The organism is Microbulbifer maximicatervae (SeqCode) (assembly GCF_052467385.1).
In genome coordinates this window covers 3,863,218-3,887,231 of record NZ_CP174311.1, presented here as the reverse complement: position 1 = coordinate 3,887,231, position 24,014 = coordinate 3,863,218, and the positions used below count along the sequence as shown (strand labels likewise).

Genomic DNA, 24,014 nt, shown 5'->3' with positions numbered 1-24,014 from the left:
CTTAAGGTTTAATCCGCGCCGTACGCCCTGTGCGCTGTGTGGGTTTTTCTGCTGGATAGAACTCTTTTGAGTGGATCCTTAAATAAAAGTGCCTGCCCACACTGCGCCAAAGTTTTCCGAAAGGGTGCAGCCAATAGAGCCACCGGGCGACTTTCGTGCGGTGGATATTGGATTTAACAATGTTGGAGATGTGTTCGTTTTCCCACAAAAGGTGGGGCTCAACGCCATATAGTTTTAGGTCAAATTGCCAGAAGTGATCGAATACCTTGTCGATAGGTTCGAAAATACGGCTGGCATATTTTAAGACTTTCTCCATACCGCGCCGGTTAATCAAATATCCCTGTGCTCCACACCATCCCCGCTCTGGTCGCACTAACTGGTGAACACCATCATTTAAGGTTTGCACGACTTTTCTCTTGCGGACCTTAAGTCCCATCAGTCGAATCATCTCGATATTTTCAGGGAGTTGCTCTAATTCCGCTAAGACGCGGCTAAATGAGGGTTCTAGCTGTACATCATCTTCCAGAATACAGACCCGGTCCAAGCCGGAGCGGTATGCCCGGCGAATTGCTCTCAAGTGGGCGAGATAGCACCCAATTTCGGAGCTTTTGAGTTCGCACAAGTGGCGCCACCGGGTGACGTTACTCGCGATATGCTCATCATCTTCCAGTTCCGGAATGCCTGAGCGTCCATCAATCCCCTCAATCGTGTTGATATGCAGTCGCTGCATTTTCCCGGCGCTGAGTAATAGATCAACGTCATCACTGTTTGGTTGCAGAGTGATAATCCAACAGGGGGTATTGGCGATATAGGGTCGCTGACGGCGGCCGCGCGGGGTAATTGGGCGTCTGGAGCTTAAAGGGAGGCGGCGACGTTGTCTTGTTGGTGGGGAAAGCGGGTTCCGCTTGGGCTTGTGGCTGGTAGCAGTCAGCAGGCCAGGCAAAAATTCCTGAGCTACCACAGTTGCTAGAATGACAGGGCTTTTCCACCAGGGGGCGCTGATGAAGTGCCGGGCACCACAGGAGCCCCCTGGACGCTTGGAGGTCAGGGTTGGAATACCTTTATTTATACCGTCTGCAGACGGTATAGAAGCGTCATGGGCCATTAACTCCCCTGATCTTATGGTCCTAAGTCAAGTTGCTACGATTGAAGGTTAAGGTTTGACCTGCCAGTCCGAAAAGGATGAGGAAACTTACTACTGGGGTGGAAGGAAAGAATACACCGCACTCGAGACACGCTGTGAATACATCCCTGCAAGCTCCTAATCGGCATCCATGCCTCAAAGGGTCCCAAGCGCGGTGTATTCTTTCCTTCTCCCTTTTTAGTAATTGTGAGAGGTGTCTTGTAGAGGTGCCAAGGTGGAGTTGGTTCAATAGGGACTGTGGATGAACTCAGGCTTTATAAAAATGGCGTTGATCCTGGGGCTTTTGAGCTCTGTTGGTCCTATGGCCATTGATATGTATCTGCCTGCATTACCTGCGATGACAAAGGCCCTCGACACCTCAACCCAGGTCGCGTCTTATACGCTGATGGCTTATTTTATTGCGTTCGGGGTGTGTCAGATTTTTTATGGCCCCGCTTCCGATATGTTTGGCCGCAAACCGCCGCTCTATTTTGGTTTGCTGGTTTTTACTTTCGCATCTATTTGTTGTGCCCTGGCAACCACTATCGAGTGGTTGATTGCCTTTCGCTTCCTACAAGGGGTGGGTGCCGCCTCGGTAATGTCGATTCCCCGGGCAATAATTCGAGATTCTTATACGGGTACTCAAGCAACTCGCCTTCTTACCACAGCAATTCTTGTCCTTTCAATTTCTCCTATGTTGGCGCCATTAATTGGTAGTCTGCTATTAATTTCGTTTGGTTGGCGCAGCATATTTTGGGGGATATCCATTGCTACTTTTTTAAGTCTGATACTTGCTATTACAAGCCTTCATGAAACCTTACCAGTGAATAAGCGCATACCATTTAAAATAGGTGCGCTGCTTGAGTCTTATTCGATATTACTACGTGACCCGATCTATATAGGGCTTACTTGTATAGGAGGGTTTGGCTTCGCTAGTGTACTTGCTTTTTTTGCGGCAGCTTCATTCTTATATACGAATTACTACGGATTGACCCCAACCGAATTTAGTCTCGCCTTTACTCTAAATGCGCTTAGTTTTTTCTTGTCGAGTCAATTTTCGGCAAATTTCGGTGCCCGTTTAGGGATGGTGAAGCTGGTGAAGTGGGGGGTAGTTGGATTTGTAATAAGCTCGGTGACTATGTATTTAGTGATAGAGGCCGGTTTTGATCATCTCGTACTACTGATATGCATGCTTATCGTATGTAATATGTTTCTCGGTTTGGTTCTTCCAACGGCATTTATTCTTTCCATGGAAAGACATGGCCCTATAGCGGGAACGGCTTCTGCCCTGGCTGGTACTATGCAGTTGTCAATCGGGGCTGTAGCTATCCTGATAACCAGTTTGGTTTTTAATGGAACACCAGAATCGCTTGCTGGGGTAATTGCGGTGTGTGGAATTTTGGCCTTTGTGGTTTCTTGGTTGGTTTTGCGTAATGTTGTCAGCATCACAGCAGACCAGAGCGATTGAGTAATACCAAAATAAATTAGGGAGCCTCTGAATAACTCTGTGCTGGCATTTCACTCAGCATCGTTCGAGTGATACTGAGTGAATTCTGGAGTGCTTAAGATCAGTAGGCACCAGCACTGTAGATCAGCTCATAGCTGTGGCTGTAAATTTCCAGAATGTTGCCAAAAGGATCTTCCATATAAATCATGCGATAAGGCTTTTCACCGGGATAGTAATAACGGGGCTCCGGCATACGTTTTTTACCACCGGCCGCCACAATCTTATCCGCCAGTTCTTCCAGGTTGGGGTCTTGTACGCAGAAGTGAAAGATCCCGGTTTTCCAGTATTCAAAATTATCTTCTGGGTTTTCCTGATTGCTAAACTGGAATAGTTCTACGCCAATCCGGTCCCCTGTCGATAAGTGAGCAATGCGGAAACTACCCCAGTTTGGGCCAAATACGTCGGTGCACATTTCACCGATAGCGCTTTTGTCCTCTGTGATATCTGTGGGCTTCATAATCAGGTACCAACCAAGTACCTCGGTGTAAAACTTCACAGCTTCTTCAAGGTTTGGCACTGAAATACCGATATGAGAAAAGGTTCTCGGGTATGCGTTACTCATAGCTGTCTCCTTTGTTGAATGCGGTTAAGTTACAGCCTCTGATTCATTACGTATAATTATCATTTGTAATATTTTTAAGTAGTATTCGTAATGATAAATCCAGTGTGGTTAAGAAGCTTCTGTACTTTAGCTGAAGAGGGGCACTTCACTCGTACGGCGGATCGCTTGCATATGACTCAGTCTGGGGTCAGCCAGCATATACGCAAGTTAGAGGAGCACTTAGGTGTCGCTCTGTTAGTTAGACAGGGTAAACACTTCACGCTCACGGATGCTGGTGATCGGCTCTACCGGGAAGGGCAGGGGATTATTCAGAAGCTTTCCAGTCTGGGGCAAATTGTTGGTGAAGATCCTCCCCATCATGGGGATGTACGAGTAATGTGCCCCGGGAGCGTGGGGCTGAAGCTCTACCCCAAGTTATTGTCCCTGCAGAAAATCCATCAGGGTTTATCGATGAGCTGCCGTTTCGCTCCCAACCTGGATGTAGAGAAGGCCATTGCGGAAAACGGCGCTGATATTGGATTAATGACTAGCCCGCCACAAGCAGAGGAGCTTGATAGTCGGCCGATCGCCAGTGAAAGGTTGTTGCTAGTGACGCCGGCTGAAGTAAAAACTCCTGACTGGGAGAAGCTTTTAGCGCTGGGCTACATAGGCCACCCGGACGGTATACACCATGCGAGTCTATTATTGGGAGCAAACTTCCCGCAATTTAGAAGTCTTGAAGCTTTTCAACAAAAAGGGTTTTCCAATCAGATCAGTTTAATACAGGAGCCCGTTAGTATGGGATTGGGTTTCACAGTTTTACCTGCCTATGCGGTAAGTGCATTTCGAAAGCCGAAATTGATTAAGGCACATAGCCTTGAAAATCCTGTTAGTGAGACACTATATTTGGCGCTTAGGCGCACTCAACTTGTACCCGCCAGAGTCAGGTTTATTATTGGTGAAATGGAGAAATGGCTTTAATCGGGCTCCTAAGTATCAAAAAGCTGAAAATTTTTGGTAAAAATACCGGGTTGTTTCGCCTCCTGTTATTTTTGGCTTTATCACAATTTTCTCTTGTGGGAATAGCTAAAGCCGAGAGTGTTAAAGATGAGCAAGATAAGATACTGATGTTGTTGGCTTACTCTATAGTATTACAGGACTGGGTCAGACCTACTGATAAAAATAAAAGAGGCCATAATATTGGTGCGGTTTTATTTGATAATGATGCCAAGAAAATAGTCGGGGCCCAACTAAATTCAGTTTTGCGTTGCGATGACAAAACTCAACACGCTGAAGTGCGTTTAATGCAGCAGTGTCTATCAGAGAAATGTCTCGGAGAAAAAAGTCAATATTTGACCAAAGCCAATGTTACGATCTACACATCTTTAGAGCCCTGTATGATGTGTAGCGGAATGATGATTTTTTTGGGCGTTTCAGGTGTTGTATACGGGCAAACTGATCCAGACTATGGTCAAAGTATTGAACGACTTAAGCAAAGTTTTGACAAAAATTGTGGCTATGAGCATTCTCAGTGTATCGTAGATAAACCGGGAAATTATTACACTCGCCGTATAACTTCAGAACCATCGAAGCTTTTACAGAAAGAGAAGCTGGATGGGGCTTACTTTAATTATGAATTACTACATGGAGACTATATTGTTAGCTTCCTATTGAGTGGCGATGCTAAAGAAATTTATCAGGAAGCTTTTCGGAACTTCAAGAATCTGGATATTAGGCATAAGGAAAATCGGTATATATATCGCCAAGCACTTTCAACCCTAAAACAGCTGGAAAATGGTGAACTGCAGTTGGGTTACTGTCCATCCTGGCAGTCGCACCATCACTAACTATTCGACTATTGGTTTAGAGCTTTTCGAGCATGCTCTGTGAGGTTGATAGTGATCTCTTTAATCAATTTCGATTTTAAGTTCCAAACATGCCAGTAAAGAGGAATTTTCAAATACTGGTCTTCAGCGAGTTTCACCAACTTTCCACTTTTTAGCAGGCTGGCGATCTGAATATCTGGCGCCATTCCCCAACCCAGCCCCAGAGTTAAGAAACTGAGGAAGCTCTTTGAAGAGGGGATTTCATGAGATGGGTACTGGCCAGTCTCCACTCCCCAAAACTGTTTAAGGTAACGACTCTGCAATTGATCCTTATAGTTGAACTCCACTGTGGGAGCGTAGTGGAGCTCTTCAACCTTAATCGGGTCTGAAAAAAACTTCTTTTTGAAGGCCTTAGTGCATACTGGGTAATAGGCCATATGACCGAGCAGTACTGATTGGCAGCCCTGGAGGTTACTGGTTGTTGAACTGATACAGCCAATGACTTCACCATTCTTCAGCAGTTCATGGGTAGCGTCCTGATCGTCAACCTTTAGATCCACGAGCAACTGCTGGGATCGAATCAATGGTGTGATGGCAGCCAGGAACCAGGTATCCAAGCTATCTGCATTCAGTGCGATCCGAACCTTATTCTGGTTGCTATAGCGACTCTTGCCCCCCTCTGGATCGATATCAGTGAGAAGCTCTTGCTGTAACAAGTGCATTTGCTGGTAGTACCCCAACACTTTGAGGCCAGCTTCAGTGGGTCGCAAAGGGTTGGAGCGTATCAATAGGGCTTGGCCAACCTGGCTTTCTAAGGCTTTGATTCGTTGGGAAATCGCAGACTGGCTGACATGGAGTAGGGCGGCAGCCTTGTCAAAACTGCGCTCCTCTATGACAAAGGCAAAGGCCTGGAGTTGCTTTAGGTCTAGCATAAGAATTTCTTATGAGGGATCAGTATAATTAAGTTTACTTATTCTAGTTTGACTCTTAATCTCGCGCCACTATTAAGGCCCGCAGCCCTGCGGGCACTTCCAAATTAGAGAATGAAACACAGGAGGCATCGTGTTCTCAGGGTTGTTGCTGGCGCCGCTCGCAAAAGGTTTTTTGACTACCATCAGTTTGATTATGGCGATCGGAGCGCAGAATGCGTTTCTGCTGACGCAGAGTATCCGTCGACAATATCACTTTAGTATCGCGGCTTTATGCGTACTGATGGATATTGCCTTGATCACAGGGGGCGTGTTCCTGGTTGCAAACCTCGCACAAGCGGGTGGCGACTGGATGATCTGGTTGACCTGGCTCGGTGCTGCTTTCCTGTTCTCCTACGGTGCTATGGCTTTCCGTTCGGCCTTCACTAATAAAGGTCTTGGAGAGCAAAAAGAGTGGATGAAATCCCGCCGCTCTGCATTGATTACCGCGGTAGCCTTAACCCTGCTTAATCCACACGCGTATGTGGACACGGTTGTACTGATTGGCTCAGTAGGGGCGCAGTATGCTGGCAATGGAACCTGGTTTTTTGTGCTGGGGGCATGTAGTGCATCCCTGCTATGGTTCACCCTTCTTTCAGTGGGTGGCAGTATGATGCAGCCGCTATTTAAGAACCCCAGAACCTGGCAGGTACTCGATGTACTGGTGGGCATTATGATGTGGACTATTGCTATCAGCTTGTTGTGGGCGCAGTAGACGCCCGATAACAGCTGCTAAAAATAGCTGTAGACTGATAAGTCTGCAGCTATTTTCAAGTCTTGCCCCATGCTTATCCCAATAGCTTTCTACACTAACTCTCCCCGACCATTTTCCCCGATCTGTTTAGCCCACTATTTCGATCACTCAAATAGCGCCCAAATTGCATACAAGGCCTCTCCACCAACCAATAAATGGCCGCAGCTAGAACAAAGCTAAGTAGTGTTACTGCCACAAGCAACGTGGATAGAGAAATACTTGTAAGCCCTTGTCCCCAAGGTTGGCTTATCGCCCAGCTGCCGAGAAAGACAACGATTAAATGAAACAGGTAAGTGGAATAGCTGATAGTCCCCAGAGCGGCTAAATGTCGTATTGGCTTAGGTGGAAGTAATACAAAAACGAGGAAGATAGCTAAAGCGATGAAATGAGATGATACAAAGCGGAGGGGAGTTTCGCTGATCGACCTACCTAATAAGTGCATGGCCAAAACGAGTAGTGGTATCGAGAAAGTCGAAACCAGGCCCCAAAGCATATAACGATAACCGCGCCTTGTTTCGTAGCAATACCTGAGTAGGGTTCCGCAGAACATAACTGCGATAGCAAAGGGGAGGTAAGTAGTGGTGGCGGGAAGCTGGGAAATTGGAGTGGATGATTGCTCTAAAAGTTGCATGCTGACAAATACCGATAGTGCCCCCCAGCACACTAATAGTAGATATCTGGGATTCCCTAGTAGTCGAAGAGTGAACATCAGTGCGCAGAGACAGTAAAAAAGCAGCTCTGCAGTGAGAGTCCAATATAGAATCTGAACACTTTCAAACCCCATAAGCCCTTGCAGCATTGTGGTATTGGCAAGAATGGTAGATGCAGAGAATGTTCGGTCAGCGAGCAACCATGTAAGTCCGATAATTGCAGTCAGAGATAACCAGTAAGCAGGATACAAGCGGAAGAAGCGGCGGATAGCAAAGCTCTTAAGAGTATGATTAGATGCAAGAAGACTGTGGGGAATGACAAAGCCGGATATTAGGAAAAAGCAAAGTACACCTATCCTGCCAAAATCCAGTTGACTGATAAATTCAGCCAGTGCCGAGCCGTGCTGGGCGATGGATGGGGTGCGGATAAATACTTCACTACTGTGTTGCCAGACAACCAAAGTTGCAGCCAGCCCCCGTAGTACATCGAGATTAAGAAGGCGTGTGTTCATTGCTAACGACCTATATCCATGGTCAATCCAAGAAGGTATGGGCATGATCTTACCTTGCCTAAGTTGAACACACTATCTGTATTCTGTGTGATTCAACTCAAATCTTCGGGCTTTCATGCATGCCAATCCATTGATGGCTTCTCATCCAAGGCAACGCTGAATGGCAAGCTCAACTGAATAGGTGAAGTATTCTCCAGCGTTATAGTTAGCCTTTGTCCGTGAGGGTGTTTACTACCTGATCAACCTCCGTTTTATTTTCCTCAAGAAGCCTATCTGCTAGAACTTTCAGCTTCTTACTTGCTTTATAGTCAAATGGGTCAACATATGGATTAACAAGCTCTACATTTAAGTAGTTATATTTTATTCGCCCTTTAGGGCTAAGGGATTGTGCGATTTCCAAAGTGTATACTTGTTGGTCATCCATGGACCTCTGTACATTAGATATAAGGTCTTTCACCCAATTAATTCTTCCCCAGTTTTTTAAGTTTCTGTAGTTGGCTTCCATTGTACTCAGTGGAGACGTTCCGGCCCCGAGAATTAGCACATAGTAGTTTTTTTCAGGAAACTCTCTAATAATTTCGCGTAAAACAATACTAGCCGGATTATTTGCGTATATACCAGCGTCGGCATAATAGCGCTGATGAATGTCCCGTCCAGTAGTTACGAACTCGACAGGTGGGTATAGAGTCTCCGCACTAGCTGCCGCTGTTACAAGTTGATACAGTGTGTCTGTGGGCAGTTTACTGACTGCTTCACCACGGTTTTTGAATAGTTGAAGCTGGCCCATATGAATATTGAGAGAGGGGATGATGACGTAGTTCTTCAGGCTCGTAAACTTCAATTTGTCAGTGTAATGCTTTTCCATGGTTTCGCTTAAGCGTTCACCGCTAAAGCGAGGGGAGATAAAACCATTAAAGGTTAGCAATTTGTGATACCAGGGTACGGAGAATACGTATCGGCTATCTTGTTTATAAATATCAATAATTTTATCACTTTGGGATTTAAGGTTTTCAATCCCTGGATGATTATCGTCAAATGATTCTTGAGTCACATTGAGGCCAGTAGCGATGATGGCGCCAGTGGATACTCCACTAAAAACATCAAACAATTCATCAATAGGTTTGCCAGTCTGCTCTTCAATATGTTGAATAACATAGAGTGGTATTAAACCACGTATTCCACCGCCATCTATGATAAGGATGTTGATAGTATCTTTGTCTTTAAGGGAAGCATTACTCTTAATGAACTCTTCAGTAACAGGGTGGGCGTCATACTGAATACTTTGGGTCAGTCGATAATTGTAGACGTACACCAAGCCTAAAAACGCTATGATAACTAGCATGGTGAGGGCTAACGCTAGCCGAATTTTCATTGATCTTCCTGAACGCTAAACTCTTAATACAGTGAGTGTGGCAAATCAGATTAGTTTTATTGCTTTGGGTTATTTAAAAGTTACTTAAGGCTGTTTTCTTATCTTGCTTTGGGATTGTGATAAGAAATTAAGCGCTATTGGGGGTTCTTATTCAAATGAGAAAAAAATCGTAATTTCTATTCTATTAGTTCCTTATGGAAAATTTCACTATCTATAAAGCGAAAAGCACATAAAGTAATCTGATGACTGAATGCCCAGGTATTGAACAGTAATTTAATGGAACTCTCTCAAGTCGGCGGCTGAAGACTGCACATTTCCCTTCGAATTTTATTCTACGGGCTTGATATAAGTATTGGTGGAGCGCTAGACATCATAAGTTGGTCGGTAACCAGGAAACCGTTTAGTCTACTGACTGCTGTGTCTTATACACAAAGTAACCGCAGGGGTGAATGGTTACAAGTTATCAATGAGCTAGTGATTGGAAACCCGCGAGCATAGCCAAAATTGATTAGAGCGAAAGGGGCCCACCCCGAAGGGTGGGGAAATAGCTTAATGAGCTTGATGTTCTAGAGCGTTTAGGAAAGTTGCAATATCATTTACCTGTTGTGTGCTCAATTTCTGTCCCAATTGGTACCAAGCCATATCGTAAATTGCCTGCTCAATGGTTTCTACACGCCCGTCGTGGAAGTAAGGAGCGCTTCTGCTTACGTCGCGTAACATTGGAACTTTAAACATCATTTTATCATTCTCAAGGCCTGTAACTTTATAACGACCTAAATCTTCTTGGTGTGGATATTGGTTGACCAGCCCCATCTTCTGGTACATGTTTCCACCCAAGGTTGTACCATTGTGGCATGCTGAACAACCAGTGTTGATAAAGGTTTGCAGGCCCTTTAACTCACTTTTTGTCATAGCCTGATCATCACCATTTATAAAATCATCAAAACGATCATTTGTAATCAGTGTGCGCTCAAACGCAGCTATGGCCTCAGCAATATTGTCGTAAGAGATAGCATTCTCTTTACCAAAGGCGTGTTTGAAACTTTCTTGATATTCGGCAATTTTTGAAATCTTTGCCTCAACAGCCTCTTCTGAAGGCATTCCCATCTCTACAGGGTTTAGAATTGGACCTTTGGCCTGTTCCTTCAGGTCCTCTGCGCGACCATCCCAAAATTGAGCCACTTGAAATCCGGAATTCCAGACCGTTGGAGAGTTTCGATCACCCTTGGTGCCAGGTAAAGCTCCCGGTGATGTCGCTTCATTGTCGACACCCGAGCCGTTGTAGTTCCCTACTTGATGGCAGCTGTTACAGGACTGGCTATCATTGACTGAAAGCCGTTCGTCCATGAACAGTGTTCTTCCAAGCTCAACCATCGCAGGGGTGTCATTCTCACTGCCTGGCATAGTTTCTGAGAGAGTGCCGAACATAATTTTTGATTGTTGACGTAATTGATTTATATCAACTTCGGCCGTTGCCGATACAGTTGTTGTTAGCAAGCTTGCTGCCGCTATCAAGCCGCCAATGATTGGAAGCTTGAGATCTTTTTTCGAAAAAATTTCCTTAATCACTTTGGTATCTCTCCCACATCTCAAAAAACAATGACAACTAACCTATCTTTAATCAAAGTTAGGCGGCGCCACTATATAGGGAAGCTCGTTCAGCTGATACCATGAATTAACAAAAAAAGCTGTGGAGTTTTAGAATATCCAGAATTGGTCACAAAATATTTTTTCAAATACTATTCAGAACTTGGCCTATACATTGAGTGAACTGGATTTGGCGAGATTGAAGTCTTGCTATTTGCCTTTGAAAATTGCAGGGCAATTTCTGAGATGGCGAGGAAGTGTAGGGTTTAGGGGATAGCTATCAGTATCTCTAAAGAGAAATGATTCGTATCTCTGCTAGCCGGTTGGTGGAGTAATATCTACTCGAACGATAAATGACTCATTAACTATCTGAATGTGGTTAATTTTTTAGGTAGGACCTTTAGGTTTTAGGAAGCTTTTAATTTTATTGTTATATCTGTTTAAAATTTATATTGGTCTACGTATTCTAAATAGAGGCGTTTCGCTACCTATCAAGCTACCGGGCTTAATAAGAATCTCTTCGATTATTCCGCTGCAAGGGCTGGGTAGCTCAATTGTGTAAGTTCCAAAATCGGCAACGAGTATCGTTTGCCCGCCGCGAATTGGATAATCAACACCAACCATGACTTCTACCACCTCACCAAGCTCTTTTGGGCGGACTGAGCCCGTCAAAGGTTCTTGTTTGTGTGGAATCGAATCAAAAGAGGGTGCGCGTACAATTCCGTCTGTTGGAAAGCGCTCTTCCTCTGGGGATATTCTTACGCCGCTTTCAATGGAACTTATACCAAGAGCACCATTTATAAAATCAAGTATGAATTTCCACATATATTTCTAGGCTGTTTAGTGTAATTGCCTATAAATTAACAGGTTATTTTAAATTATTCCCTTATCTAATGATTCAGGGCTGTTGACGGGATAAAGATCCCCGGTGGCTATAGTACTAGGATCATCATCGCGTCTCCAAGTAACATCTTTATCCAAAACGATATTTTAAGCTATTAAACTATATCTACCGTTTAATAGCTTAATTTTCAAGATTTATAGTTTTATACATGTAAATTGATCTGTAGTAGAAATTTAATCCTATTTATCTTTAAACCAAAATTCGATCTCATCGGTTTCGACATCAAATGTCGCAGAGTGTTCTACATGTGCTGGTACATGGTACCACTGTCCAATGCCAATCCGTTGGGTGGCACCATTCATGGTGAGTATTAGTTCCCCCTTTGTGATAACGCCATGATTATCTGTGTCATGTGTATGGGGTGGAATGGACGTTCCAGCTGGATATGATGCGAAAAGAACATCACTGTTTTCTGCCTTAAGCTTGTAAGCATCAAAGCGACCATCGTAGAGAGGTAATTCCTTAATTTTACTTGGATAACTGCCTGGCATCTCTGCTTCCTTGTTGAGTGCGTATAAAATAGTTTTGGGCCAAAGGTCTTATAGGTAGAGTAAATCACCATCCTAATAGTTCCAAGACTATTTTTACTAACTTTGTAATTGCTCTTTTGGTTTGTTCTTTTCTATTGCTATACGAAAGGATGGAGTTTTGGAAATAGCGTGCTAATTATCCGTCTAATTAAGAAGTAGCATGCCGCCATTAATAACCCAATATTTAATGAGATAAATAATTAGTGGAACAAAATGGAGTCAACATTAAGTGCTCAAAATCCATCTTACTCCACTCTCAAAAAATCCCATATTGACTACCCAATAGGAAGTGATAAATGAGCATGTCGTTACCCCAAGAGCCACCTTTATTTGACCAAATCTCCATTGCTCACGAATTCCTAAATATATTAGTATTCCTATGGTGGTTAGCATCATAGGCTCGTAAAAATACCTAATAGGAGCATTGAAGGGAAATAGGAATAAACCGTAGATAAGCCTTCCTAGTCCCGGCGGTAGTATAGCTACCAAGCTCAGCATCATGCAGAGCATATGCTTTTGGGGAGACTTTCGGTACTGGAACCCAGATAACAGAAAGAATACAAAAAGCGGTAATAAGAATAAGTCAACCCAATATACAAGTTTAAATATTTCACTCTTCTCTAAGGTTGATTCAATAGTGCTGAAAAATGCCCAGTATGAAGTGCCTATAAATATTGTGGCAACGACAACTGACAGCCAACCTAGATATTTATGAAGAGATGTGCTCCCTTTGAGCATTAAATAAGATTGTAAGCACATGATTCCAATCCATAGAAGGGAAACTATTCCGTGGATATGATGCATTTTGGATAGGTTTCGGTAAGCCATAACATAACTTGGTGTGAATCCAAGAATAATGATTGCCGATAAGCCGCAGAACCAAAAGAAAAGTGACCTAGGATTCAAATGGCTATCCTCATGTACCTATACCTAAATTAAGAGGCTTCTTTGTTTTAGGCGATGGAGTTAATGGTTGGCAGCCATCCTAGCCATACTTATAGAGCTATGCAAATATGTATCTCGCTACAAGTCAAATTAATAGGTCAACTCTGTGGGTTTCTTGGACTTGTATCGTCAGTACATATAGTAACGTATACAATTTATTTGTTATTGCCCTTGGCTAAATATAAGGCTTATTACTTATACTGCTCTAAGGTAGTTTTCGATGAAGTTTAAACAAAATGACCTTAAGATGGAGGTATTTTATCTCTCTTATTTTTAAATTCAATTAGTGGAATTAGCTTGAAGTCTTCATTCAGAGCCTGAATTTTCCTAATTCTGTCACAACGAAATACCCGCATATCCTCACGGAGCTTATCCCAGGCGAGGATGTACCATACGGGATAACTAAGAAAGAGGTAGTGGGGTTCAATAGTACGTAGCGTTTCTTTTCCGCTTTCGTCACAATAGGTGATCTTTATGCGTTGAAGCATTAAGAAAGCCTGGTGGAGTTTCTCGACAGTTTTACGCTTTGGAGTTAAGAAATTTGAGAGCACAACCTCGGAAGCTGATTTTCCGATGATGATACGTGCCTTTATACCATTCACTTTACTTTTCATGGACGATGAAAAGGAAGCCATTACCTTGTGGCGGATGCTACTTAGGTGTGCCATAAAGAGGGGGGACTTCATCTGTTTAGCAATAGCCAAACTGATCATCAGGTCAACAGCCTCTGTATAGTTTAAGTTGACACGACCAACGCCCCAGCGCTGATCCAAACGGATTCCACCACCGCGCCCCACATCCGTTTCAATCGGCAAGCCTCGGCTTCTCAACACCTCTATATCTCGATTTAGCGTCCGAATGCTAACGCCCACTTCCTTGGCAATTTCACCAATCGTGATGGGTTCGTCCGACTTTAATCGGGCGGTGATAACTTCAAGTCTATCTATTCGTGAGAGGGTAGATGTGCGCATAGTTATCAAAATATGCCATAAAGTGTCATATTTATCCATATCCTATACCTCGTTCGATGATATTGAATGATTACAAATTGATTGGAGGTTTTGGGTATATGGCGAAGGCAACTATTGGACGGTGTATTTTAGGTATCTTAGCGCTATTTTTTATGGGGACTGGATTGGTTCTTATGATCAGTCCATCTGTCATGCTGACCCACACATTTATCGAACCTATTGATTCTGTGAGTGGGCTATCGAGCATTCGCTCTCTTTGGGGTGGGACAACAATCGCAATTTGGGCAATGGTTCTTCTTGGAGCGATAAGATCTAACGTGGACCATATTATGGTTGGATTTATTGCATTGATGTTGGTTCTGGTTGGCCGATTAGTAGGCTATTTTATTGATGGATCTTATCCAGAATTTATCCCTACAGTGGTCCCAACAATTGTGGCTGCTGTCATTATGATAATTGCTTGCAAGCTCATGGCACATACTGTGGATGTTTAAATATCGTTTTAAGTACAATCTAACCAAATTAAAGATAACAAGTTCTAGTTTGCTTAATTTGCAATCTATTTTGGAGAGGGATACTTAAAAAACAAATTTTTATATTGAAGTAATTTGTATTGCAGGAAATGCTGAGATACGCAGGCAGAATATCTTAATAGGTATTCTGCCTGTACCTATTTTTTGCCTAACATAATCAATATAGATATTGGGCAATATAGTAGGTAGAATAAGTTGTATTTTACATCTGTATTCAAAACAAAACGGTTAACTAGGAAGTGATTGGTTAATTTAAAGAATAAATTATCTGGTTAGTACTTTATTTTTGACGCTGAAGGAATAGTAATGTCAAAAGATCCAAAGCTTGTCGCTGAGCAGCTTAGAAAACCATCTGGTACATTGGCCTCAGAAACCGCGCAACAAATGAACAAAGCGAATGAAGCAACAAATCTTGCCGCTTTAACAGCTCTCAATGTGGTAGATGGTGATTCTGTTCTAGAAATTGGTCCGGGCAATGGCAAATTTGCAGTCGACGTAATTCGTAAGGGATCTTGTGTCCACTATACCGGTATTGATTGGTCGAGCGATATGGTTGCAACCGCAAAAGGCCTAAATTTTGAATATATAGAGTTGGGGCAAATGGACTTTTTAGTTGGTAGCTCAGAAAGCCTGCCGTTTGCCGATAAACAGTTCGATAAGGTTCTAGCCGTACACACAATATACTTTTGGGACACCCTCAAAACTCATCTAGCAGAGATCTCCAGAGTACTAGCGACTAAAGGAAAGTTATGCCTGGCTTTTGGCGATAAATCTTTTATGCAAAATCTACCATTCACTCAATATGGATTCAGGTTGTTTGATGAAGGTGATATTTGTGCCCAATTGTCTGACGCTGGATTTAAAGTTGTATCCCGCGGGAAGCATAGTGAGTATGGAGAAAGTAATACAGGGCAGCTTGTGGAGAAGAAAATTAATATAATTGTGTGTGAGCTGAATCCATAAGCAATTGCCAATCTTTGAAAATTGTGTCTTTCCCAAGAACGCTTTTTATTTTGACTGATTAAATAGAAGTTCTGGATTGAATTAAACCCCTATCTAATAGTAATTACCCCCATATTGAGTATATGTAGCAGCATATACTCATTCATTTGTCAGAGAATCAGAAATACGGAGGCAAGCGGTTCAGGTAGCTCTAGCGTATGTTAGAGCTACTAAGAGTCCGGGGGTATAGCCTTGGCGCTTACATAGTCCTGCAACTACAACGGTGCTTCAGCCGAGGAAGCTAGAGCTACAATGATCAAGATCTAGTTACATCAATACTAGAAAGCTCCAGCTCACTCACCGGGTATCCCTTTATGCCTATGAATCTTGCGCAGAAACTTATCCAAAGCCACCTCGTGAGTGGATCAATGGAGCCTGGCAGCCCAATAGAGATAAAGATCGATCAGACGCTAGCTCAGGATGGGACGGGAACACTTATTATGTTGGAGCTTGAGGCACTTGGTTTGTCTCAAATCAAGACTGAGCTTTCAGCACAATATGTAGACCATAACCTGTTACAGACGGATTTTAAAAACGCCGACGATCATATATTCTTACAAAGTGCCTGTCGTAAATTTGGAATTTGGTTTTCGCGGCCCGGTAATGGTGTCAGCCATCCAGTACAGATGGCTTGTTTCGATGTGCCTGGTAAGACATTACTTGGCGCCGATAGCCATACTTGTGCAGCGGGTTCTATGGGGATGCTGGCGATTGGAGCCGGTGGCTTACAGGTAGCAATGGCCATCGCAGGCGTCCCTTTTGCACTGAAAATGCCCAAAATACTCGGTGTGAAGCTCGAAGGTGAGCTGCAGCCATGGATTAGCGCTAAGAACATCATTCTGGAAATGTTGCGTAGGCAGTCTGTTAAGGGCTGTGTTAACAAGATTGTTGAGTATTACGGACCCGGCCTGGCCAAATTGACAGCGATGGATCGCCATGTGATCGCCAATATGGGGCAGGAAATGGGCGCTACCACCAGCGTTTTTCCTGCCGATGAAGCAGTAAGGGCTTTCCTAAAGCAGCAGCATCGTGAAAACGACTTTGTCGAAATGAAGGCCGATGAAGGCGCGGGTTATGACGAAGAAGATACTATTGATTTATCAAATCTCGAGCCGCTAATTGCTTGCCCATCAAGCCCAGACAAAGTTGTGACGGTCCGTGAAGTGGAGGGCCGTCCTATCTATCAGAGCTATATTGGCTCTTCTGCCAACCCAGGGTTGAGAGACTTTGCGATACCTGCACGCATGGTCTCAGGTCGCCGAATAGCTGATGACGTTTCCTTTGACATCAATCCAACCTCACGTCAGTTACTCGAAGAGCTCAGTCGGAGTGGAGATCTGACAAAATTGCTACAAGCGGGAGCTCGTTTGCATCAAACCGGATGTGGTGGTTGTATCGGCATGGGGCAGGCCCCTGCCAGTGGTGGTATAAGCTTGCGCACGGTCCCACGTAACTTCCGAGGCCGCTCAGGCACCGCAGACGATCAAGTCTATTTATGCAGCCCCGAAGTGGCCACTGCCAGTGCGTTAAGAGGAGTGATCACTGACCCTCGAGACCTAAATATGGACTACCCCAGCTTCCATGAGCCGGAGTATCTTCCTGATATACGTCCGTTACTGCAGCCGCCTCAAGAAATCCCAGTAGCAGTTGAGTTGATCAAAGGGCCAAATATCAAGCCCCTCCCTGATTTCGAAAAGCTACCGGAAGTTTTAACTGGCCCATTATTGCTGAAAGCAGGGGATAATGTTTCCACTGATGAAATATTACCTGCTGGAGCAGAAATCTTACCGCTGCGCTCAAATATCCCTGCCATCAGCCGTTATACATTCTCACGAATCGATGAATCGTTTTATGATCGGGCAGTGAAGCTCAATGGAGACTGTTTTGTTGTCGGTGGTGAGAATTATGGACAAGGCTCTAGCCGTGAGCATGCGGCAGTATCTTCACGTTTTCTTGGGGTAAGGTGCATAATTGCAAAAAGTATGGCCCGTATACACCGGCGTAATCTTATTAACTTTGGTGTACTGCCATTACTATTTGAAGAATTTGATGATTACGATCGGCTTGAGCAGGGTGTAGCTCTTGAAATTGACAACCCAATTGCACAGATAAAGTCTAGCAGTTCAATTAAATTGATAATTAAATCATCTGGAGAATGTATTAACTTGCGGAGTGATTTGGCTAAGGACGAAATTGAAGTGCTGGAAGCAGGAGGTATGATTAACCAGGTTCGAGAAAAATACCTAAGCTCTGATAAGTAGTATGAATTTCTATAGCTGAAATTTGATAAAGTCAGCGCTGGTCCCGATCAGTAGCATTACTGATACCTATGGCTCCCTTGGTTGTTGACTAATATAGTAGCTATTTCTTCCAGCTCTTTATCAAAATACTCTGCATTCCTCTCTCCCGCTTTTTTTAACTTCTTCAGGTTTTCTGGTGTCGAATTGTCCATAGCTGAATCAGCAGTGTAAAGCTTCGGTTGTATCCGGTAGTAATTTGAATTCTCTACGGTAGAAGAAATTTGCTTCATATAGTAATGAACCATTTGCGCGCTTCCATTTACGGCGATATCAATGGCGGGCCTTGCCCAATTGAGTATCCCCCAATCTTTAACCTCCTTGTATTTGTATCCTGAAAGTTGCCTGCCAGTACCCAGAGATACAATAACCATATCCTTCATCCCAGAGACCCCGCTGAATTTGATGGCTTCGGAGTAGGCGCATAAAGCAGGATCACTAGCTACCATGCCGCCATCAATTAAGACATATTTATTGTTGGATGGAGGTAGTGAAAAGATGCGTGCTGGCTCAAAGTAGGTTGGTACCGCGGTGCTTCCCAGTAGAAGGTCTTTAACCAGAAAGTCTTCATTCTTTACTATGGCACAATGTTGCCTAAAAATGATTTGTTCCCGCTTTTTGATATCATAGGAAACAAAGCAGCAGGGCTTTAATAGATTACTAAGTTTCATTTTTCCAAAGAATTGCGATAAAACCCTGTCCAACTCCATGGAACAGTACTTTTCCTCCTTCAATAACTTTAACTTTTCTAGAAAAGGCCATGAGCCTGAGCCAAATACCTTCTCGCCTTCCTTAAGGTAGAGGCTGACAGCATCCTGGGCAGAAAATTTTGGTTTTCCTTGCTTGTTAGGACAGATGTAGGCGGCACCTAATATTGCACCGGTACTTGTTCCGGCCACCAGGTCGAAGTACTCGCCTATCCTGGCGTCAGGATTGCCTGATTTCACCTTTAGCTTGTGCTCAAGGGACACCAGTATCTGGCCAGGCAAGATTCCCCGGATTCCTCCACCATCGATAGAAAGGATTCTGATAGCCATCGCCGATGCCCTCTGGTTCCGTAGATTGTACGCGACCCTAGAAACATAGCATTTGGTAACAGGGGTAATACTTCATATACCTTGGATACCATCAAAAAAACGCGTAATATCAATAAGTTAGGCGCATCTATCACCATGCTGAGTTTATTAATATGGTTAGGGTAAAGAAACTTATATAAGGATTGATAGATATGGAAATTAGTAGGTCTCTGAGCTGACGCCTAAAGTTTAATGGCTAGAATGTCGTGAAATTAGTAGGAATACAAAAGTAGATTCTTACGCAACGCCGATTACTGTGCACCGGTGCAGCCGTTTGAAGTCTCTATGGTATATTGGGCGACTCTCAAGCTATTTTTATAAGTGATGCTTGTAATACAAACCGTATCACCTGGGTGTAGGTTCATATCGCTGCCCACATCAATCACCTTGCGATTCTTCAGCTCTACTTGATATTGGTATTTTGGTATGTGAGCAGCATTGGAGCGACCGATATAAAACTTTGATTTGATTGTACCATTTTGCTTTACAACCTTCTCGGTGTTACTGGCAAGGTTAATAACATGAAGTAACACCAGTAATAGAAGGAGAACTATTAGGCTAAATCCTTTCCACTCCCTAAAGTAAAATAATAGAATCTTAAGTGTTCTCATTGAGTATATATAAAAATTAATTAGTCCTTAATTTCAGAGTCAAGTATATTTAGGAGAAAATTTGCAGTTTTACTAAAGTCCCTTTCCACATCGGGAGCAACACTTAGTCCATTCCAGCGCTGAACGGTCCTTTTTTGGCCTCCATAGGCAGCCTCAATATAAACGGTCTCCCCATCGAACCCCAAAGGGCATTTATTAGGTTCGGAGGAATCTATTTTCGTTGATAATTTTGGAGGCTTGGCACAGTACAAATCAATTAATCTATCATAACTTTCTAATTCAAAGAGGTTGAGATCCTTAAATTGGGAAACCATGTCCTTGTACTGGGATAACGATAGAGGATATTTACCATTTACATCTAGTGTCCCGTCATGGCGTTGGTAAACCGTTGTTATCTTGGCTTGTCCGAATGATGGAGCAAAAACAATACGAAATCCTGCAACATACTCAGGACTTAGGCCGCATAGTAGCTGAGCATTGAATTTTTTGAGCTGATTTTTATAGCGATCTGAGTCTCCGTCGCTAGTACAATTTATACCTCCTGCAAAAACTGCTGCGGGGATAAGTGTAATCAAGAGTACCAATATACGCATAAAATCTCTAAACGGTACCATTTAGCTTTTCTAGTTTTTGACTATGGGGATTGTGAGGGAATCTTATAGATCACATACTGACGCCCACGATAGTCGATACCTTCTGAAAGGTAAAGCCATCTTGATACGGCGACTTTAACGGGGGTATCCCATGCTTTATCAGATGAACCTTCGATCTTTATTTCCCCAGGAACAAGACCTCCTCCTTCAGACGTCGTTTTCTCCACCAGTCTAAAGGACACGACTACGCATACGGGTAAGTTCCTGTTAGTGCCTAGTGGACGCAGTGGTGCGACCTTTATTACTGGGTTGGCTTTAGATTCAGGAATGTTGAGATTTAATTTAGGGCAATTATTTACATCCCCTCTTGCTATAGAAGCCATAGAGAATAGGGTCAAAATTATAACTAATGAGTTCTTCATTTGTTGACGCCTTGAGCCTTACTAAGGTGTTATTAGATAGTATAAAAGCCAATAATAGACTTGTCTGTTGACTAATAGCATAGGTATTTGTTCTAAAATCACATAAGTGACTAGATGGTTATTTTGAGCGAAATTTCTTTAAGGCCACTGAACACCAGTTAGTCGCCTTGGTAGTTATTACAGCAATAACCTATCTTCAATTGGAGTGAATTTGCTCGCCGCATTAATTAATGCTCCAGCCGTCAATTCCGGAACACCATATACTTCAACTTTCTTGCCTCTATCTAACCTGAGCTTATGGGCAAGAATGTCAAAGTCGCCATCTCCTGACACTAAAATCACTGTATCTACCGAGTTTGAATATTCCATAGCATCAATAGTGATGCCCACATCCCAGTCGCCCTTGGCTGAGCCGTCGGATCTTTGGGTGAAGGGCTTTAACTTCACTTCAAAACCAATCGACCTTAAGATGTTTTGAAATTCATACTGTTTTCTATCACCACGGTCGATTGCGTAAGCTATGGCTTTAACAACTTTTTTACCCCCTGTCACCTCCCGCCAAAACTTGTTGTAGTCAAAGTTTCGTTTATAGATTTGTCGACATGTGTAATAAACATTTTGCACATCAACAAATATGGCAACCTTTTCCATTTGGGAATCCAGTTATTATAAAATTCTGAAATTGACAGTGAAGTTATGATCTGCATGCACCAGGGTGGATGCATTAAGCCACTAGTTTTACATACTTAAGCGATGATTGTCAGCCAAATTTAGAGGTGAGGAACATCTCGGCAACAAAGCCAATTTATCAGTAGTTGATGAGTTGTATCGAGATATATAGTGTTGGGCAGTGGCCTTATGAAGTAGCATGTCTCGCTTATATGCACATGCTGTCCTCAGATGGCCACTTTATAGTGAGTATCCTACCGTGAACGCCTTCTTTGCGAGATTCTGTGTGGATAATCAGAAAGGGAATTTTCTAGAGAAATGGATACTAAGTAGCGGATTGTTGTTCCAGCCAGTTTAAAATCACTTGATTGGTTTCTTCCGGTCTTTCCTGTTGAATCCAATGGCCGCAATTAAGGTTCACCTCATCTACATTGGGGACGAAATCTCTGATATCTGGAGACCTAGGTATCAAATCATGATCGCCGTAAATCATAAGGGTCGGCTTTTGGATAACTGGGTCTACATCTGCCAAGATATGCCAATTGCGATCCAGGTTTCTATACCAATTTATGCTACTTGTAAAACCCGTTTTTTCAAATGCGGAAACGAATACAGCCAGTTCATTATCATTCAGCAAGGGGGCACCAAGCGGTGATACTGCTCTTGCGAGATTGATCATTACCATACCAGGCTCCGGCGGTGTAGGAGGTGCGTCTTTGCGGAGCAAATTACGAAGGAACTGGGAAGCGTTCTTGTCCAACACTGCGTCCGCAACACCTGGCTGCCTGTTGAAGTGCACAAAATAATAATCGCTCCCAAGGAGTTCCTCCATAAACTCGATCCAAGGTTTTTCTGTTCGGGCTTGATAGGGCAGTGCGAGGTTTATAATTTTATTAACACGATTTGGGTGTAATAGCGCTATTCCCCAAACGACCATTGCACCCCAATCATGACCGATGAAGGTGGCATCTTGGTATCCGTAGTGATCCAGAAGTGCAGCTAGATCGCCGGTTAATTGTTCGATGTCATAGCTGGTTACTTCCGTTGGGCAGGATGAGTTGCCATAGCCTCGCTGATTGGGAACGATAATGTGGTAGCCCGCTGCGGCGAGAGCGGGTATTTGGTGGCGCCAGGAAAAGGCATGTTCCGGCCATCCGTGACAAAGCACAACGGGGTTTCCTGTGTTCTGTTGGCCCGCTTCAAAGACCTCCAGCTCTATGCCATTCACTGACATAAAAGTAGGTGTGGGGAAATCGGGTATTCTAGACAATTTACTTCCTCTTTTTTGGGGAGGTCTTGAGAGCTGCTGTTTACCAGCAGGCTCCGCTTTCTATCCTTAAGGGTTGTTCCAACTTCAACATCCTTTTGCTGGATCGTGAGTGCTTAGGCTAGAATCTAATGGTGCCAAAAACTGTCACCATTTATTAATGTCTGTGTAAAATGAATGTACGTCTCCGACAAGACGCCATAGTGCGAAGCCTTCGGCGAAAGGGCACTTTGACGATTGCCGATTTAGCCGCTGAAGTTGGCGCATCCAGGCGCACCGTGCTGCGTGATATCAGCTCGTTGCGGGATGAGGGTTTTGTTATCCGTTCTGAACCTGGCCCTGGGGGCGGCCTGCAACTTGATCCGCAATCGGTTCAAACTACAGCTCGACTCTCGGTCGCTGAGATTTTTGCGTTGCTTATTAGCGTTGCATCCGTGCGTGCAGCAGGGAGTTTGCCCTTTTCAGATCTTGCGGATGCCGGGCTGGCAAAAATAGAGAAGGCTTTACCCGTTGATAAGGTGCGTGATTTACGCAGGTTTATGGATTGCCTGTACATCGGTAAGCTTTCGCCGGAGGTAGACGTATCTAATGTCGGAGAGATGTCGCCCTTACTACTGCCTACATTTGAAACGGCTTTTCTTCAGCGACTATACCTGAGCTTCCAATATCGTGATGCAAAAGGGGCAGTAACTAGCCGTGTTGTTGAACCGCAAGCTATGTTGATCTTGCCACCCTTATGGTATCTGGTAGCTTGGGACCCTGCTCGCAATGACTTTCGCCATTTTCGAATGGATCGAATTAGCCAGCCGGAATACCTTCAGGATAAGAAGTTTCGAAGACGACATATAGTCTTCGAAGATGGCGTATCTCCAATTCGTGATAATTCCAAAGTTTCAAAATGATTGGGTTCTTGACGGTAAGTATGATTGCTCCCGCGAAAGGCCAATAATTGGTGGCAGTGTAACTCCTTAGCTTACTCGGCTCTGCCCCCAATAATTGGTCCAGGTTTTCCGCTTACAGATTTTACTTGCCTATCTTCTGTTCTCTCTGGATACGGTTATAAATTTCTTCGCGGTGGACGGCTAAAGATTTGGGGGCCTTTATTCCTACTTGTACTTGATTGCCTTTAACGTTCAATACAGTGATTGAGACATTAGCCCCAATTCTGAGGTTTTGGCCAATTCGGCGAGTCAAAATCAACATATATTATTCCCTAATGATACTCAAACCATGGGTAGCCTTTCCGCAATGGGAAAGCTGTGAAAGAAAGTTGAAGAGTGAATGCGGGGTGGGGCACGGGAACGGTAAGCATAAAAGTAGAAAAGACGGACACAACGCTGCCAGAACTTGAGAA

At 43.7% G+C, this 24,014-nt stretch carries 24 protein-coding genes; 8 read left to right on the top strand and 16 right to left on the bottom strand.

Annotated elements, in window-relative coordinates:
* Position 1: 1 nt before the first annotated feature.
* Positions 2 to 1,105 (bottom strand): glycosyltransferase family 25 protein, encoded by a 1,104-nt coding sequence (locus ACJJIR_RS16615; RefSeq protein WP_444906178.1) that lies wholly within the window; start codon positions 1,103 to 1,105, stop codon positions 2 to 4.
* A gap of 280 nt (positions 1,106 to 1,385) precedes the next feature.
* Here ACJJIR_RS16615 and ACJJIR_RS16610 point away from each other — a divergent pair, with 280 nt between their 5' ends.
* Positions 1,386 to 2,591 carry a multidrug effflux MFS transporter gene (locus tag ACJJIR_RS16610; protein WP_444906177.1) on the top strand — a complete coding sequence of 402 codons (1,206 nt, stop codon included), beginning with the start codon at positions 1,386 to 1,388 and terminating at the stop codon, positions 2,589 to 2,591.
* 100 nt (positions 2,592 to 2,691) lie between these two features.
* Here ACJJIR_RS16610 and ACJJIR_RS16605 read toward each other — a convergent pair whose 3' ends face one another.
* Positions 2,692 to 3,192, bottom strand: a complete 501-nt coding sequence (locus tag ACJJIR_RS16605; protein ID WP_282933974.1) for a lactoylglutathione lyase family protein — start codon at positions 3,190 to 3,192, stop codon at positions 2,692 to 2,694.
* A 90-nt stretch (positions 3,193 to 3,282) separates the two neighbouring features.
* Here ACJJIR_RS16605 and ACJJIR_RS16600 point away from each other — a divergent pair, with 90 nt between their 5' ends.
* Together ACJJIR_RS16600 and ACJJIR_RS16595 are read left to right on the top strand one after the other, a co-directional pair.
* Complete coding sequence (locus tag ACJJIR_RS16600) at positions 3,283 to 4,152, top strand: LysR family transcriptional regulator (protein WP_444906176.1); 870 nt, start codon at positions 3,283 to 3,285, stop codon at positions 4,150 to 4,152.
* Positions 4,143 to 5,018: a nucleoside deaminase gene (locus ACJJIR_RS16595; RefSeq protein WP_444906175.1), complete on the top strand. Its 876-nt coding sequence runs from the start codon at positions 4,143 to 4,145 to the stop codon at positions 5,016 to 5,018. Before ACJJIR_RS16600 ends, ACJJIR_RS16595 begins: the two co-directional genes overlap by 10 nt.
* 8 nt (positions 5,019 to 5,026) lie before the next feature.
* Here the strand turns inward: ACJJIR_RS16595 and ACJJIR_RS16590 are convergent, their stop codons facing one another.
* Positions 5,027 to 5,929, bottom strand: a complete 903-nt coding sequence (locus ACJJIR_RS16590; protein WP_444906174.1) for a LysR family transcriptional regulator ArgP — start codon at positions 5,927 to 5,929, stop codon at positions 5,027 to 5,029.
* 130 nt (positions 5,930 to 6,059) lie between these two features.
* On the opposite strand from ACJJIR_RS16590, the gene ACJJIR_RS16585 reads away from it, so the two are divergent.
* Positions 6,060 to 6,680 (top strand): LysE/ArgO family amino acid transporter, encoded by a 621-nt coding sequence (locus tag ACJJIR_RS16585; protein ID WP_282933969.1) that lies wholly within the window; start codon positions 6,060 to 6,062, stop codon positions 6,678 to 6,680.
* Positions 6,681 to 6,774: 94 nt separating this feature from the next.
* On the opposite strand, the gene ACJJIR_RS16580 is transcribed toward ACJJIR_RS16585, so the two are convergent.
* From ACJJIR_RS16580 to ACJJIR_RS16555, 6 genes are all read right to left on the bottom strand, one after another.
* Complete coding sequence (locus tag ACJJIR_RS16580) at positions 6,775 to 7,881, bottom strand: acyltransferase family protein (protein WP_444906173.1); 1,107 nt, start codon at positions 7,879 to 7,881, stop codon at positions 6,775 to 6,777.
* A gap of 205 nt (positions 7,882 to 8,086) precedes the next feature.
* Positions 8,087 to 9,253 (bottom strand): patatin-like phospholipase family protein, encoded by a 1,167-nt coding sequence (locus ACJJIR_RS16575; protein WP_444906172.1) that lies wholly within the window; start codon positions 9,251 to 9,253, stop codon positions 8,087 to 8,089.
* 549 nt (positions 9,254 to 9,802) lie between these two features.
* A complete protein-coding gene (locus ACJJIR_RS16570) occupies positions 9,803 to 10,822 on the bottom strand; it encodes a cytochrome-c peroxidase (RefSeq protein WP_444906171.1) in 1,020 nt (339 codons plus the stop codon).
* A 465-nt stretch (positions 10,823 to 11,287) separates the two neighbouring features.
* Complete coding sequence (locus ACJJIR_RS16565) at positions 11,288 to 11,665, bottom strand: biotin/lipoyl-containing protein (RefSeq protein WP_444906170.1); 378 nt, start codon at positions 11,663 to 11,665, stop codon at positions 11,288 to 11,290.
* Between the two features lie 258 nt (positions 11,666 to 11,923).
* Positions 11,924 to 12,235: a cupin domain-containing protein gene (locus ACJJIR_RS16560; protein WP_444906169.1), complete on the bottom strand. Its 312-nt coding sequence runs from the start codon at positions 12,233 to 12,235 to the stop codon at positions 11,924 to 11,926.
* A 1,226-nt stretch (positions 12,236 to 13,461) separates the two neighbouring features.
* On the bottom strand, positions 13,462 to 14,229 hold the full coding sequence (locus ACJJIR_RS16555; RefSeq protein WP_444906168.1) for a helix-turn-helix transcriptional regulator: 768 nt from the start codon (positions 14,227 to 14,229) through the stop codon (positions 13,462 to 13,464).
* Positions 14,230 to 14,288: 59 nt separating this feature from the next.
* On the opposite strand from ACJJIR_RS16555, the gene ACJJIR_RS16550 reads away from it, so the two are divergent.
* From ACJJIR_RS16550 to ACJJIR_RS16540, 3 genes are all read left to right on the top strand, one after another.
* On the top strand, positions 14,289 to 14,684 hold the full coding sequence (locus ACJJIR_RS16550; protein ID WP_444906167.1) for a DUF4345 family protein: 396 nt from the start codon (positions 14,289 to 14,291) through the stop codon (positions 14,682 to 14,684).
* Between the two features lie 345 nt (positions 14,685 to 15,029).
* Positions 15,030 to 15,686, top strand: coding sequence for a class I SAM-dependent methyltransferase (locus tag ACJJIR_RS16545; RefSeq protein ID WP_444906166.1), 657 nt, complete (start codon positions 15,030 to 15,032; stop codon positions 15,684 to 15,686).
* 353 nt (positions 15,687 to 16,039) lie between these two features.
* On the top strand, positions 16,040 to 17,986 hold the full coding sequence (locus ACJJIR_RS16540) for an aconitate hydratase (protein ID WP_444906165.1): 1,947 nt from the start codon (positions 16,040 to 16,042) through the stop codon (positions 17,984 to 17,986).
* Positions 17,987 to 18,042: 56 nt separating this feature from the next.
* Here the strand turns inward: ACJJIR_RS16540 and ACJJIR_RS16535 are convergent, their stop codons facing one another.
* The 6 genes from ACJJIR_RS16535 to ACJJIR_RS16510 form a co-directional block, all read right to left on the bottom strand.
* Complete coding sequence (locus ACJJIR_RS16535; RefSeq protein ID WP_444906164.1) at positions 18,043 to 19,059, bottom strand: patatin-like phospholipase family protein; 1,017 nt, start codon at positions 19,057 to 19,059, stop codon at positions 18,043 to 18,045.
* Positions 19,060 to 19,349: 290 nt separating this feature from the next.
* Positions 19,350 to 19,709, bottom strand: a complete 360-nt coding sequence (locus ACJJIR_RS16530) for a hypothetical protein (protein WP_444906163.1) — start codon at positions 19,707 to 19,709, stop codon at positions 19,350 to 19,352.
* A gap of 20 nt (positions 19,710 to 19,729) precedes the next feature.
* Positions 19,730 to 20,302 carry a hypothetical protein gene (locus ACJJIR_RS16525; protein WP_444906162.1) on the bottom strand — a complete coding sequence of 191 codons (573 nt, stop codon included), beginning with the start codon at positions 20,300 to 20,302 and terminating at the stop codon, positions 19,730 to 19,732.
* Between the two features lie 41 nt (positions 20,303 to 20,343).
* Positions 20,344 to 20,724, bottom strand: a complete 381-nt coding sequence (locus tag ACJJIR_RS16520; protein ID WP_444906161.1) for a hypothetical protein — start codon at positions 20,722 to 20,724, stop codon at positions 20,344 to 20,346.
* Positions 20,725 to 20,901: 177 nt separating this feature from the next.
* Positions 20,902 to 21,375: a LabA-like NYN domain-containing protein gene (locus ACJJIR_RS16515; protein ID WP_444906160.1), complete on the bottom strand. Its 474-nt coding sequence runs from the start codon at positions 21,373 to 21,375 to the stop codon at positions 20,902 to 20,904.
* A gap of 343 nt (positions 21,376 to 21,718) precedes the next feature.
* Positions 21,719 to 22,663: an alpha/beta fold hydrolase gene (locus ACJJIR_RS16510; protein ID WP_444906159.1), complete on the bottom strand. Its 945-nt coding sequence runs from the start codon at positions 22,661 to 22,663 to the stop codon at positions 21,719 to 21,721.
* A 200-nt stretch (positions 22,664 to 22,863) separates the two neighbouring features.
* Between ACJJIR_RS16510 and ACJJIR_RS16505 the strand changes: the two genes are divergently transcribed.
* Complete coding sequence (locus ACJJIR_RS16505; RefSeq protein WP_444906158.1) at positions 22,864 to 23,562, top strand: helix-turn-helix transcriptional regulator; 699 nt, start codon at positions 22,864 to 22,866, stop codon at positions 23,560 to 23,562.
* 121 nt (positions 23,563 to 23,683) lie between these two features.
* Here the strand turns inward: ACJJIR_RS16505 and csrA are convergent, their stop codons facing one another.
* Complete coding sequence (csrA, locus tag ACJJIR_RS16500) at positions 23,684 to 23,863, bottom strand: carbon storage regulator CsrA (RefSeq protein WP_299588813.1); 180 nt, start codon at positions 23,861 to 23,863, stop codon at positions 23,684 to 23,686.
* Between the last annotated feature and the right edge of the window lie 151 nt (positions 23,864 to 24,014).

Excerpts from the sequence above, each read along its gene's own strand:
- ACJJIR_RS16615 (WP_444906178.1), bottom strand. The coding sequence starts at position 1,105 with ATGGCCCATGACGCTTCTATACCGTCTGCAGACGGTATAAATAAAGGT.
- ACJJIR_RS16610 (WP_444906177.1), top strand. The coding sequence starts at position 1,386 with ATGAACTCAGGCTTTATAAAAATGGCGTTGATCCTGGGGCTTTTGAGC.
- ACJJIR_RS16605 (WP_282933974.1), bottom strand. The coding sequence starts at position 3,192 with ATGAGTAACGCATACCCGAGAACCTTTTCTCATATCGGTATTTCAGTG.
- ACJJIR_RS16600 (WP_444906176.1), top strand. The coding sequence starts at position 3,283 with ATGATAAATCCAGTGTGGTTAAGAAGCTTCTGTACTTTAGCTGAAGAG.
- ACJJIR_RS16595 (WP_444906175.1), top strand. The coding sequence starts at position 4,143 with ATGGCTTTAATCGGGCTCCTAAGTATCAAAAAGCTGAAAATTTTTGGT.
- ACJJIR_RS16590 (WP_444906174.1), bottom strand. The coding sequence starts at position 5,929 with ATGCTAGACCTAAAGCAACTCCAGGCCTTTGCCTTTGTCATAGAGGAG.
- ACJJIR_RS16580 (WP_444906173.1), bottom strand. The coding sequence starts at position 7,881 with ATGAACACACGCCTTCTTAATCTCGATGTACTACGGGGGCTGGCTGCA.
- ACJJIR_RS16575 (WP_444906172.1), bottom strand. The coding sequence starts at position 9,253 with ATGAAAATTCGGCTAGCGTTAGCCCTCACCATGCTAGTTATCATAGCG.
- ACJJIR_RS16565 (WP_444906170.1), bottom strand. The coding sequence starts at position 11,665 with ATGTGGAAATTCATACTTGATTTTATAAATGGTGCTCTTGGTATAAGT.
- ACJJIR_RS16560 (WP_444906169.1), bottom strand. The coding sequence starts at position 12,235 with ATGCCAGGCAGTTATCCAAGTAAAATTAAGGAATTACCTCTCTACGAT.
- ACJJIR_RS16555 (WP_444906168.1), bottom strand. The coding sequence starts at position 14,229 with ATGGATAAATATGACACTTTATGGCATATTTTGATAACTATGCGCACA.
- ACJJIR_RS16550 (WP_444906167.1), top strand. The coding sequence starts at position 14,289 with ATGGCGAAGGCAACTATTGGACGGTGTATTTTAGGTATCTTAGCGCTA.
- ACJJIR_RS16545 (WP_444906166.1), top strand. The coding sequence starts at position 15,030 with ATGTCAAAAGATCCAAAGCTTGTCGCTGAGCAGCTTAGAAAACCATCT.
- ACJJIR_RS16540 (WP_444906165.1), top strand. The coding sequence starts at position 16,040 with ATGCCTATGAATCTTGCGCAGAAACTTATCCAAAGCCACCTCGTGAGT.
- ACJJIR_RS16535 (WP_444906164.1), bottom strand. The coding sequence starts at position 19,059 with ATGGCTATCAGAATCCTTTCTATCGATGGTGGAGGAATCCGGGGAATC.
- ACJJIR_RS16530 (WP_444906163.1), bottom strand. The coding sequence starts at position 19,709 with ATGAGAACACTTAAGATTCTATTATTTTACTTTAGGGAGTGGAAAGGA.
- ACJJIR_RS16525 (WP_444906162.1), bottom strand. The coding sequence starts at position 20,302 with ATGCGTATATTGGTACTCTTGATTACACTTATCCCCGCAGCAGTTTTT.
- ACJJIR_RS16520 (WP_444906161.1), bottom strand. The coding sequence starts at position 20,724 with ATGAAGAACTCATTAGTTATAATTTTGACCCTATTCTCTATGGCTTCT.
- ACJJIR_RS16515 (WP_444906160.1), bottom strand. The coding sequence starts at position 21,375 with ATGGAAAAGGTTGCCATATTTGTTGATGTGCAAAATGTTTATTACACA.
- csrA (WP_299588813.1), bottom strand. The coding sequence starts at position 23,863 with ATGTTGATTTTGACTCGCCGAATTGGCCAAAACCTCAGAATTGGGGCT.